Source organism: Synechococcus sp. HK05 (genome assembly GCF_019104765.1).
Lineage (GTDB): Bacteria > Cyanobacteriota > Cyanobacteriia > PCC-6307 > Cyanobiaceae > Vulcanococcus.
Window position 1 is genome coordinate 415181 of the sequence record NZ_JAHRXJ010000011.1, and the last position, 11505, is coordinate 426685.

Annotated in this window: 12 protein-coding genes; 10 read left to right on the plus strand and 2 right to left on the minus strand. The window is 64.3% G+C overall.

The features are described from left to right. Window positions 1-59: 59 nt before the first annotated feature. Window positions 60-983 (minus strand): urease accessory protein UreD, encoded by a 924-nt coding sequence (locus KUL97_RS11490; protein ID WP_217797098.1) that lies wholly within the window; start codon window positions 981-983, stop codon window positions 60-62. Between the two features lie 41 nt (window positions 984-1024). Between KUL97_RS11490 and ureE the strand changes: the two genes are divergently transcribed. The 9 genes from ureE (at window position 1025) to urtE (ending at window position 9359) form a co-directional block, all read left to right on the plus strand. Beyond that, a complete protein-coding gene (ureE, locus tag KUL97_RS11495; protein WP_368656150.1) occupies window positions 1025-1579 on the plus strand; it encodes an urease accessory protein UreE in 555 nt (184 codons plus the stop codon). Continuing rightward, complete coding sequence (locus KUL97_RS11500; protein WP_368656151.1) at window positions 1576-2256, plus strand: urease accessory protein UreF; 681 nt, start codon at window positions 1576-1578, stop codon at window positions 2254-2256. Before ureE ends, KUL97_RS11500 begins: the two co-directional genes overlap by 4 nt. A gap of 85 nt (window positions 2257-2341) precedes the next feature. Beyond that, entirely contained in the window at window positions 2342-3352 is a 1011-nt protein-coding gene (locus tag KUL97_RS11505; protein ID WP_217797099.1) for an ABC transporter substrate-binding protein, read from the plus strand. Continuing rightward, the gene (gene ureG, locus KUL97_RS11510) at window positions 3352-3957 is read left to right on the plus strand and encodes an urease accessory protein UreG (protein WP_217797100.1); all 606 of its coding nucleotides are present in this window, start codon (window positions 3352-3354) and stop codon (window positions 3955-3957) included. Before KUL97_RS11505 ends, ureG begins: the two co-directional genes overlap by 1 nt. 196 nt (window positions 3958-4153) lie before the next feature. Next, window positions 4154-5431, plus strand: coding sequence for an urea ABC transporter substrate-binding protein (urtA, locus tag KUL97_RS11515; RefSeq protein ID WP_217797324.1), 1278 nt, complete (start codon window positions 4154-4156; stop codon window positions 5429-5431). Window positions 5432-5554: 123 nt separating this feature from the next. Further along, entirely contained in the window at window positions 5555-6712 is a 1158-nt protein-coding gene (urtB, locus tag KUL97_RS11520) for an urea ABC transporter permease subunit UrtB (protein ID WP_217797101.1), read from the plus strand. Between the two features lie 3 nt (window positions 6713-6715). Further along, entirely contained in the window at window positions 6716-7870 is a 1155-nt protein-coding gene (gene urtC / locus KUL97_RS11525; RefSeq protein WP_217797102.1) for an urea ABC transporter permease subunit UrtC, read from the plus strand. Then, on the plus strand, window positions 7870-8655 hold the full coding sequence (gene urtD, locus KUL97_RS11530) for an urea ABC transporter ATP-binding protein UrtD (RefSeq protein WP_254896431.1): 786 nt from the start codon (window positions 7870-7872) through the stop codon (window positions 8653-8655). The genes urtC and urtD overlap by 1 nt, the downstream gene beginning before the upstream one ends. Further along, on the plus strand, window positions 8652-9359 hold the full coding sequence (urtE, locus tag KUL97_RS11535) for an urea ABC transporter ATP-binding subunit UrtE (protein ID WP_217797103.1): 708 nt from the start codon (window positions 8652-8654) through the stop codon (window positions 9357-9359). Before urtD ends, urtE begins: the two co-directional genes overlap by 4 nt. On the opposite strand, the gene KUL97_RS11540 is transcribed toward urtE, so the two are convergent. Continuing rightward, the gene (locus tag KUL97_RS11540) at window positions 9349-10887 is read right to left on the minus strand and encodes an APC family permease (protein ID WP_217797104.1); all 1539 of its coding nucleotides are present in this window, start codon (window positions 10885-10887) and stop codon (window positions 9349-9351) included. The genes urtE and KUL97_RS11540 overlap by 11 nt on opposite strands. 142 nt (window positions 10888-11029) lie before the next feature. On the opposite strand from KUL97_RS11540, the gene KUL97_RS11545 reads away from it, so the two are divergent. Beyond that, window positions 11030-11500, plus strand: coding sequence for a hypothetical protein (locus KUL97_RS11545; protein ID WP_254896432.1), 471 nt, complete (start codon window positions 11030-11032; stop codon window positions 11498-11500). The last annotated feature ends 5 nt before the right edge of the window (window positions 11501-11505 follow it).

Below are 11505 nucleotides of genomic sequence, written 5' to 3' on the forward strand. Positions count from 1 at the left end.
CCTGAGCGTGTCACCCAGTTGTAGATCGCACTCTGTCGGTCGCTAGTGCCGCGTTGTGTTCAGGTTGAACAGTCGGCGCGGCAGCCGGCAAACGGATCTTCCTGAAAGGGCCACACCCGCGGCAGCTGCGGCAGCGGCAGGCCCCGCTCCTGGCGGATCAGCGCCCAGATCCGGCAGAACCAGAAGCGTGCCGCCTGGCTGGAGGGTCCGCGGTAGCGGGCCACCAGCCCCTGCTCCAGGGCGCCGCAAGCCATCGTTCCCTCCAGCCCCGTACGGGCTGCGCGCACCTGTTCCAGCAGGGGAGCGGCGTTGAGGGGGGCTGGTGCGGCCCACACCAGGGAGCCGAACACCGCTTGGCCGTCCATCCCGTGTTCCCCGTGCAGCGCGTCGCCATCAAGCTGCAACCGATCCACCAGCTCAAAGCGCTCCTCCGCGGTGGCGGTGGCTTGGCGGCGAATGCTGGCGCTGGAGCGCCAGCAGCCTTCCCCCAGCGTTTCGCCGGCGGCGGTGCGTCCGAGGCGCACCACCTCCATCGCCAGAAAGCTGGCGCCGGGAGCCAGGTCGACCTGCAGGTGCTGTTGGTAGAGGGCATCGGCATACAGCACCAGCTCCTGGGGCAGCCACTCCAGATCGCTCTTCGCCGCCTGCCGCACCGTTAGGTGTTGCTCAGCCCAGGCGCCCTGGGGGTGGAGCCGGGAGCGGCGCACGCTGCCGTACACCTTCTGGGCCGCCACGCTGGTGAGCAGTGCCCGGCTGCCCGCTTCGAGATCCAGCTGCAGCTCCAATTGATCGCCGCCCACCAGACCCCCGGCGGTGTGCAGCAGGGGTACTTCGCAGTGGCCGCTGCTCTGGGCTGTGCTGCGCATCAGCTTGAGCGGAGCGGTGGCTCCCCCCTGAAACTGGGTGCGCCCATGGCGCTGCTGGAACTGCAAGGAAGCAGTGGCCTTCCAGCCGATGGTTGGGGCGGAGAGGGTGCCGTTCATGGCCGCATGCTCCCGGCCGTTGCCGCGCCGCTTGGGTAGCGATGATCACAGAGTGGCACTCCGCCCACCGCCAGGGTGCTGCCCGTTCCGCGTTGTCCACGCCCGCGATGCCGCACGAAGCCGCCATCCTGCTTGTGGAGCGCTTGCCGGATCAGGCGCCCTGGCCGGCTGCGGCGTCTGTGTTGCAGCTGCCTTTGGCCGCGGATGAGCGCACGAGCCTGCGGGGCCATCGCCGCTCAGCGTGTGGATCCGATTTGCTGTTGCAACTGCCTCGCGGTGCGGCCCTGCGCCCCGGCGAGCGCTTGGCCAGTGCCGATGGGCGGATTCAGGTGCAGGTGGCCGCGGCAGCGGAGCCGGTGATGCAGGTGCGCAGCACCGATCCCCTCGCCCTGCTCCAGGCGGCCTATCACCTGGGTAATCGCCACGTGGCGATGGAGCTGCATGCCGATCGCTTGGTGCTGCTGCAAGACAGCGTGTTGGCTGAGCTCTTGCGCCAGCGGGGCTTGGTGGTGGAGTTGGCCCAGTTGCCGTTTCAGCCGGAGGCCGGTGCCTATGAGGGCTTCGGCCATCACCACCACGGCCACGGGCATCCGTGAGCAGCGCTGCCGCCCGGCTGAGGTTGTTCCAGCTGGTGAGCCCGGCCCTGCCGGTGGGTGCTTTCAGTTATTCGGAGGGGTTGGAGGTGCTGGTGCAGCGGGGCCAGTTGGCTGGGGTGGAGGCGCTCGAGGCGTGGCTGCGGGCTGAGCTGCAGCGCGGGGCCGTGGCGGTGGAAGCGGCGGCCCTGGGGGAGCTGCAGGGGTTGCTGAGCACCTGGCGGCACGGTGATGGCGGTTGGTCTGAGGTGGCGGCCCTGGATGGTTGGCTGCTGGCGCAGCGCGAAGCCCCTGAGCTGCGGGCTCAGCAGCGCCAGATGGGGCAGTCGCTGCTGCAGTTGCTGGCGGATCTGGGTTGGCCGCTGCCGGCCGAAGCGGCGGCGCTGGCCTGGCCGGCGGCCTTCGCCTGGGCGGCCCTTTGCCTGGAGATTGCCTCACCTGAGTTGGAGGAGGCCTACCTCTATGGCTGGGTTGCCAATCAGATCAGCGCGGCGGTGCGCCTGGTGCCGCTCGGGCCCACCCAGGGTCAGCGCCTGCAGTTGGCCCTGGTGGGATGCATCGCCGAGCGAGCCGAGGCCTTGCGTGGCTCGGATCCGCGGCAGCTGTGGAACGGCGGCATCGGCGCTGGCCTCGCCCAGCTGCAGCACGCTGAGCTCTATTCCCGCTTGTTTCGCAGCTGATCGGAGCGGCTGATCGGAATCGACCGGGCCCGGTTGCCCCTCCTCAAGGCCAGCGCCACAGTGCGGAGGGAGATGCGATTGCTGCATGACGTTGCCGCGCCGCCGTGTTCTGGTTCTCGGCGGGGCGGGTCTGGCCGGATCGGTGTTGCTCAAGGCCTGTGGTTTGGCCGAGCGCAGCGCAGGCCCCAGGCCGCTGATCGGCGTGCTGCAGATGGTGGATGCCCAGCCCCCCAACCTCACCCGCCTGGGGTTTGAGCAGGCCCTGGCCGCGGCGGGATACCGCGAGGGTGAAACGATGAGCGTGGTGCGGCGCGATGCGGCGGGCCAGCCGGCCAACACCACGGTGGTGATGCAGCAGTTTCTGCACGACCGGGTGGATCTGGTGCTGGCGGTGGGCACCCCGCCGCTGCAGGCCGCGATGCAGGTGATGCCAGCTACCACGCCGGTGGTGTTCTGTTATTGCTCCAACCCCTGGGGCGCCGGTGCCGGTACGCCGCCCGGTGATGTGGGTCAGCACCGCCCCAACGTGGTGGGCACGGTGGGCACCAACCCAGTGGGCAAGGAGCTGGATCTGGCACGGGAGATCAACCCGCAGCTCAAACAGGTGGGATTGGTTTTCAATCCCGCTGAATCCAATTCCAGCTACGAAGCCAAGCTGCTGCGCCAGGAGGCGTTGCGGCGCTCGATCCGCGTGCTGGAGCAGCCGGTGGCCAGTGCGAGCCAGGTGCCGCAGGCTGCCAAGGCGCTGGTGGAGCAGCAGGTGGAGGCTTTCGTGAAGATCGGCGATTACGCCACGATTGAGGCCTTCGCGGCCATCTGCAAGGTGGGCCTGGAGCACCGCATTCCGGTGTATTCGGTGGATCCGCCTGATATTCAGTTGCCGGGCTGCCTGGCGGTGATCGGCTGGAACTACCGCGATGACGGCATGGCTGCCGGCAAGCTCGCCGTTCGGGTGCTCAACGGCGAATCGCCGGCGCAGATGGCCTTCCAACCGCTCACCAGCACGGATCTGTTGGTGAGCCTGGCCACCGCCCAGGCGATCGGTGTCACCGTGCCGGAGGATCTGCTGCAACGAGCTGATCGGGTGGTGCGCTGATGACAGCCAGTCGTTTGCGGGTTGGGGTGGCCGGTCCGGTGGGGTCCGGTAAGACAGCTCTGGTGGAGGCGTTGTGCCGGCGGCTTCGGGATCGGCTGCAGCTGGCGGTCGTCACCAACGACATCTATACGCAGGAGGACGCTCAGTTCCTCACCCGTGCCGGTGCCCTGGAGCCCGGGAGGATTCGCGGCGTGGAAACCGGCGGCTGTCCCCATACCGCCATCCGCGAAGACTGTTCGATCAACCGTGCGGCGGTGGCCGACCTGGAGGCGGCCTATCCGGGCTTGGATCTGGTGCTGGTGGAGAGCGGTGGCGACAACCTCGCCGCCAGCTTCAGCCCGGAGCTGGTGGATCTCTGCATCTATGTGATTGACGTGGCTGCAGGCGACAAGATCCCCCGCAAGGGAGGGCCTGGCATCACCCGCTCCGATCTGCTGGTGATCAACAAGATCGATTTGGCGCCGATGGTGGGTGCCAGCTTGGAGGTGATGGAGCGCGACACCGAACGGATGCGACCTGGGCGCCCCTGGTGTTTCACCAACCTGCATTCCGGAGAGGGGCTCGAGCAGGTGGAGGCGTTTGTGCTGCGGCAGCTGCCCAGTTGAGGTCGCTTTCGTAGCAACCGACACAGACGCAATCTTTCCTTGATTTACCCCACAACCCTGGTGTGGCCTTGAGTCTCATGGGTTTGGCAAACCGTGCCATCGGATACCAAAGGCGAACTGCTCACGCCGATACGTTCCGACGACCGCTGACAGGCGGCAGCTCTTTTGTGACTTTCCTTACATGACCTCCCCTTCGATGCGAAAGAATTCGCTGCGTCTGCTGGGCGGTGCCACGGCTCTGGCCACCTCGCTCACCCTGGTTGCGTGTGGTGGCGGTGATCAGGCCGGTGGTGAGTTCGATGGCGAAGTGAAGGTGGGCATCCTTCACAGCCGCTCCGGCACCATGGCCATCTCCGAAAACACGGTGGCCGAAGCCGAGCTGATGGCGATCGATGAGATCAACGCCAAAGGCGGCATCACCATTGACGGCAAGAAGCTGAAGATCGTTCCCGTTGAGGAGGATGGTGCTTCTGATTGGCCCACCTTCGCGGAGAAGGCCACCAAGCTGATCGATCAAGACAAGGTTGCTGTCGTGTTCGGCGGTTGGACCTCCGCCAGCCGCAAGGCGATGCTACCGGTGTTCGAGGCGAAGGACCACTTCCTCTTCTACCCGATTCAGTACGAAGGTCAGGAGTGCTCCAAGAATATTTTCTATAGCGGTGCCGCTCCCAACCAACAGGCTGAGCCTGCTGTGGATTGGCTGCTGCAGAACAAGGGCAAGGAATTCTTCTTGGTTGGCTCGGATTACGTGTACCCACGTACCGCCAACACCATCATGAAGGAGCAGCTCAAGGCCAATGGTGCCAAGGTGGTAGGTGAGGACTACCTGCCCCTGGGTAACACCGAAGTGGCTCCGATCATCGCCAAGATCAAGCAGGCGATGCCCAAGGGTGGTGTGATCGTGAACACCCTCAACGGCGATAGCAACGTTGCCTTCTTCAAGCAGATGAAGGCTGCCGGCATCACCCCGGCCAACGGCTATTCGATCATGAGCTTCTCGATCGCTGAAGAAGAGATTGCTGCGATCGGTCCTGAGTATCTCGAAGGCACCTACGCCGCTTGGAACTTCTTCCAGAGCCTCGATACCCCTGCTTCCAAGGAGTTCACCAAGAACTTCAAGGCCAAGTATGGCGACAAGCGCGTCACCAACGACCCCGCTGAAGCCGCCTACATGATGGTTTACCTGTGGGCTGCTGCGGCCGAAAAGGCCAACAGCGTTGACGACAACAAGGTGCGCGAGGCCCTGATCGGCGTGAGCTTCGATGCTCCCGAAGGCAAGGTGACGGTGATGCCCAACCACCACGTGGAGAAGCGCGTGTTGATCGGTGAGGTGCAGAGCGATGGCATGTTCAAGATCCTTGAGGACAAGGGTTTTGTGAAGCCCGTGGCCTGGAACCAGTACGTGCCCGAAACCAAGGGCTACACCTGCGATTGGACCCAGGATCGCCCTGACGCCGGCAAGTACAAGATGTGATCGATCGGCGGTGATTGCTGGCACCGCCTTCCTACATCTATGGAGAGGTGGGGGAGAGCAATCTCCCCCTTTTTTCTTCTTCCCCGTTTGCTTTCCCTTTGCCTAAGACCCCTGCTGGTCGCGATGGATCTTCTCTACGACACACTCTTCAACGGCCTGGCCATCGGCTCGGTTCTGGTGCTTGCCGCACTGGGCCTGGCCGTGGTGTTTGGCCTGATGGGCGTTATCAACATGGCCCATGGCGAGTTGATGATGCTTGGTGCCTACACCACATTCGTGGTGCAGAACATCTTCAAGGCGGTGCTGCCCGATGCCTTGTTCCCGATTTACATCCTGGTGGCGCTGCCGCTGGCCTTTGTGGTGAGTGGCCTGGCGGGCTTGCTGCTGGAGAAAACGGTGATTCGGCGCCTGTACGGCCGCCCGTTGGAAACGCTGCTGGCCACCTGGGGTGTGAGCCTGATCCTCCAGCAGTTTGTGCGTTCAGTGTCGAGCGCCTTTGCGATCGGTCTTGTGGTGGCTGTGGTGGCTGGCCTGCTGGTGCCCCGCTTTACGCCGAAGGCCTGGTGGCAGCAACGTTGGACGCCGTTGCTGGGAACAGGCAGCTGGGTGGTGACCGCCCTCGTTGGCGTGCTGATTGCTTCGGTGCTGGGGGAGCAGCGGGTGTTCGATCAGCCCTGGTTCAGCGCCCGCAATATTGATGTCACCGCGCCGGTATGGCTGCGCGGCTCCATTGATGTGGGCGCGGTGAATATGCCGGCCGCGCGTCTGTTCATCATTGTGCTCACGGTGGTGGCGCTGGTGTTGGTGAACTGGTTCCTGCAGAAGAGCGTGTGGGGCATGCGCATCCGCGCCGTGACCCAGAACCGCACGATGAGCGATTGCCTCGGCATTCCCACCGAAAAGGTGGATGCACTGACCTTTTTGATCGGCTCCGGCCTTGCCGGTGTGGCTGGCGTGGCCGTCACCCTGCTGGGTTCGGTGGGCCCCAACCTCGGCGGCAACTACATCGTGGATTGCTTCATGGTGGTGGTGCTCGGCGGCGTGGGCAAGCTGGCTGGCACGGTGCTTGCCGCCTTGGGCATCGGTGTTCTCAGTTATGTGGTGGGCTCCGGTTCGCTGCTGCTGGTCTGGCCTGGCATGCCTGAGGGGCTGAATGCGGTGATCACCTTCTTCGCCACCACCTCGATGGCGAAGGTGCTGGTGTTTGCCTTGATTGTGGTGTTCCTGCAGATCAGGCCGGCGGGTCTGTTCCCGCAGAAAGGCCGCATGGTGGAGGCCTGAGCGATGGCAGATCTGCTCTCTTCGCGCCACCTGCGGCGTTGGCTCCCCTGGGTGCTGATTGTGGTGGCTGCGCTGGTATTGCCGGTGGTTTTGCCACCGTTCCGGTTGAATCTGTTAGGCCGCTTTCTGTCTCTGGGCATTGTGGCCCTGGGCGTGGATCTGATCTGGGGCTACACCGGCATGCTGAGTCTCGGCCAGGGCATCTTCTTTGCCCTGGGCGGCTATGCCTTGGCGATGTATCTGCAGCTCAATGAGCTGAAGCCTGGAGAATTACCCGAATTCTTCTCCCTGTATGGCGTGAAGAGCTTGCCGGCGTTCTGGCAGCCTTTCGGTTCGCCGCTCTTCACGTTGCTGGCGATCTGGGTGATCCCTGCGCTGGTGGCTGGGCTGCTGGGTTATCTGGTGTTTCGCAACCGGATCAAGGGGGTTTATTTCTCGATCCTCACCCAGGCTGCTTTGCTGGTGTTTTTCAACTTCTTCAACGGCCAGCAGAAGTTGATCAATGGCACCAATGGTCTGAAAACATCGACAGCGCGTGTGTTCGGTGAGCTGATTGGTAGCGATGTGATGCAGCGCAACCTGTTCTGGCTCACGGTGGTGATCACGGTGCTGGCCTTTCTGCTGTGCCGCTGGCTCACCCACGGCCGCTTCGGCGATGCCCTGATCGCCATTCGCGACGATGAACCGCGCCTGCGTTTCACCGGCTACAACCCCACGGCCTACAAAACAGTGGTGTTCGCCGTGGCGGGTGCGTTGGCTGGCATCAGCGGCGCGCTCTACACCGTGCAATCGGGCATTGTGTCGCCGCAGTACATGGCGGTTCCCTTCTCCATCGAGATGGTGATCTGGGTGGCGGTGGGTGGCCGCGGCACCTTGATTGGCGCTGTGCTCGGCGCTGTGCTGATCAACTACGCCAAGAGTTTGGTGAGTGAAGCCCTGCCGGAAACCTGGCTGTTCATTCAGGGCGGTTTGTTCCTGCTGGTGGTGCTTGCCCTGCCCGATGGCTTGGTGGGTTGGTGGCGCCAGGGTGGCCCTGGTCGCCTGATCGCCATGGTGGGTTGGCCGCCGCGCACGGCCACCTACCCCGCTCTGGATCTCGATCCCCAGGTGGCGGCTGAGCAAGAACAGCTCGACGGTCGCGGTGGAGGCCAGGGTTGATGACCAGCACGCCAACCTCCCGTCCATCGCCGATGAATCTGCTTGAACTGCAGGGCGTGACCGTCAGCTTCGACGGGTTTCTCGCGCTCAACGATCTCAAACTTCAGCTCGCACCAGGTGAGCTGCGTGCCGTGATTGGCCCCAATGGCGCTGGTAAAACCACCTTCCTCGATGTGATCACCGGCAAGGTGAAACCCACTCGCGGCGACGTGGTGTTCCGCGGTCGCTCGATCGTGGGCCGCAGCGAGCACCACATTTCCCGTCTGGGAATTGGTCGCAAGTTCCAGACACCGCGTGTGTATCAGAACCTCAGCCCACGCCGCAATCTTGAGCTGGCCGTGCGCGGACCCCATGGTCCGGCGGCGTTGTTGTTTGGTGCGCTGAGCAGTGAACAACGCGATCGTGTGCAGCATCTGCTGTCTGTGGTGGGCCTCGAACGCCAGGCCCAGCAACCGGCTGGTGGTCTCTCCCATGGCCAGAAGCAGTGGCTGGAAATTGCGATGCTCGTGGCGCAGGATCCCGAGCTGCTGCTGGTGGATGAACCGGTGGCGGGTCTCACCGATGAGGAAACGGCCCGCACTGCGGATCTACTGAAGCAGTTGGCCGGTGACCACACCGTGCTGGTGATCGAGCATGACATGGAGTTCATCCGCGATCTGCAAGCACCGGTGACGGTGCTGCATGAGGGGCATGTGCTCTGTGAGGGATCGATGGATCAGGTCCAAAACGATCCACGGGTGATTGAGGTGTATCTCGGTAGTGACACTCAGGAGGATGCGGCGTGACCCTGCTCGATATCCGCGGCCTCAACGTGTATTACGGGGAGAGCCACATTCTTCGCGACGTTGACCTCAACGTTGCGCCTGGCGAGATGGTCTGCCTGATCGGCCGCAACGGGGTGGGCAAAACCACCCTGCTGAAAACGGTGATCGGTCTGCTGCAGCAACGCAGCGGTGCATTGCAGCTGGAGGGCCGCAGCCTGAGCGGCTTGCCCCCCCATGGCCGGGCACGGGTCGGTGTGGGCTATGTGCCCCAGGGTCGCGAGATCATTCCCCAGCTCACGGTGCGGGAAAACTTGCTGCTTGGCCTCGAGGCCTTGCCCGGCGGTCTGGCTAAAAACCGCCACATTGATCCGCTGGTGTTTGAGCTGTTCCCGATCCTGGAGAAGTTCCTCGCCCGTCGCGGCGGTGATCTCTCCGGCGGGCAACAGCAGCAGCTGGCGATTGCGCGGGCCCTGCTCGGCAAACCCAAGCTGCTGCTTCTCGATGAACCCACTGAAGGCATTCAGCCGTCGGTGGTGCTCGATATCGAGCGGGCGGTACGCCGGATCATTGATGCCACCGGGATCAGCGTGCTGCTGGTGGAGCAGCACTTGCACTTCGTGCGCCAGGCGGATCGCTATTACGCCATGCAGCGTGGGGGCATCGTGGCCAGCGGTCCCACCAGCGAGCTCAGCAAAGACGTGGTGGATCGCTTCCTCACGGTGTGAGCTCGGCGGCAACCTGGGCCTCGCTTGAGGCCCGGGGCAGCCGTGTGCCGACGGCCACGGGGAACACCACTAGAGCAAACAAGGCGGTGATCAACAGCTGACTGGCGTCGCCTCCCGGCAGGAGCCGTTGCGGGCCGCTGATCTCTGCAATCAACACCAGGCCCCCCAGATACACAAACCACCAGCTGCCGCAGCCGGCATTCAGGCTGCGGCCATGCTTGTGTTGCAGCAGGCCAAACAGCAGCGCTGGCACCACCACCAGGCCCACGGCTCCCTCCAGGGCGCTGCGGCCGCACCACAGCACCGCCCAACTGGCGGCCACAAAGGTGAGCGGACACAACAGCTTCGCCATGGGCAGGCGGAATGCGCGTGGGGCGGCGGGCAGCTGTTGGCGCAGTGCCAGCAAACTCACGGGACCCACCGCCAGGGCGATCACCAGCGTGGCCGTGAGGAAGCTCACCACTCGCTGCCAGCTCGGACCCCCCAGCAGCATCACCACGCCGATGGCCAGGCTCCAGAACAGCGCGATCGCCGGCACCGCCTGGCGGTTGAGCCGGCCCATGGCCTCGGGCAGCAGCCCCAAGCGCCCCATCATCCAGGCCACGCGGGCGGACACTCCCATGTAGGTCATGGCTGTGGCGCCTGGCGAGATCACGGCATCGCTCAGCAGCAGTGTTGCCACCCAACCCATGCCCAGCCCCATGGCGATGGCCACCAGCAGGCCGCCATGGTTGCTGAGCTGCAGGGAAGCCCAACCCTGGCTCAGGGCCTGAGGTGGCACCGCCACGAGAAAGCTCAGTTGCAGCAGCAGATAAATCGTCAGCGACACGCCCAGCCCCAAGGCCATGGCCAGGGGCACGTTGCGCTGGGGGTTGCGCGCTTCTCCCGCCAGATCCATGGCGGTGCGAAACCCCAGCAGGCTGAACAGGATGCCGCCGCCACCGATGGCACTCACCACTCCGGCCAGCTCGGCTCCCTGGCCTGTGTTGTGCAGCCCGAGATTGCTCCAATGCCCCGCTGTGAGCATCAGGCTCAACGACACCAGTAGCGGGACCACCAGCTTCCAACTGGTGAGCCCATCGATCCAGCGGGCCAGCCAGCTCACCCCGGCCAGGTTGATCCAGGCCATCAGCACCAGCAACACCATCGCCACTCCCAGCCCGGCGCTGCTGAGCACCTGCCCCTGGCCCCCATCGGCGGTGAGCCAGGGCAGGCTGCTGGCCAGGTATTGCACCATCGCCAGCACCTCAATCGTGGGGAGGGTGAGGTAGGCGATCCAGGCGCACCAGCCTCCAATGAAGCCTGCCCAGCGCCCATGGCTGAGCAGGGGGATCTGGGCCAAGGCCCCCGAGCTCGGCACCAGGGATCCCAGCTCGGCAAACACCAGAGCCAGGCCAAAGGCCATCACGCCTCCGGCCAGCCACGCCAGCAAGCTCGCCGGCCCGGCGAAGCGCGCCGCATAGAGCGGAGCGAACAACCATCCGGAGCCGATGGTGCTGGTGACCACCGCCAGGGTGAGGCTGCGCAATCCGAGGCTCCGACGTAGCGCTTCAGGTTGCCGGGAATCGGACGGGGTTGATGTCAATCACCGATGGGTCGCTGTACCCACTGTGTGAGATCCAGTGCACAATCGGGGTTGATGTTGATCAACTCTTCTGATGCCGGTCTCCATGCGCTCCCTTGCCCGCGCTGCTGTGGTCTGCGCCAGTGGTTGCCTGCTCACGGCTGCAGCTCCCGCCTCTGCCCAGAGCTGCCAGTTCCTGGCTCCCGTGGGTGGTAACGGTGTCACCGACATTGTGACCAAGACGATTAGCCCCGGAAATCCACTGCCCTTCAGCCGCCCCAACTGGAACACCGATTTCTTCGTGACCCAGCCCTACAGCTCCTACAAGCTGTTCTTCACCGCCAATTCGTCGGTGAGCGCGACGTATCCGATCCAGGGCTACCTCAAGTTCACCGATGGCTCGAACCTGCAGGTGGTCAATGACTCACTCACCCCTGGGGTTGGCACTGGCCGTCAGTGGGATGTGCAGGCGGTTCCCGGTAAAACCGTGAGCCAGGTGAACTTCAAGATCGGTGCCACTGCCGATCAGGCCGCCACCGGGTTTACCTACCGAATCTCTGTGCAGGGCTGCAACTGAGCCTG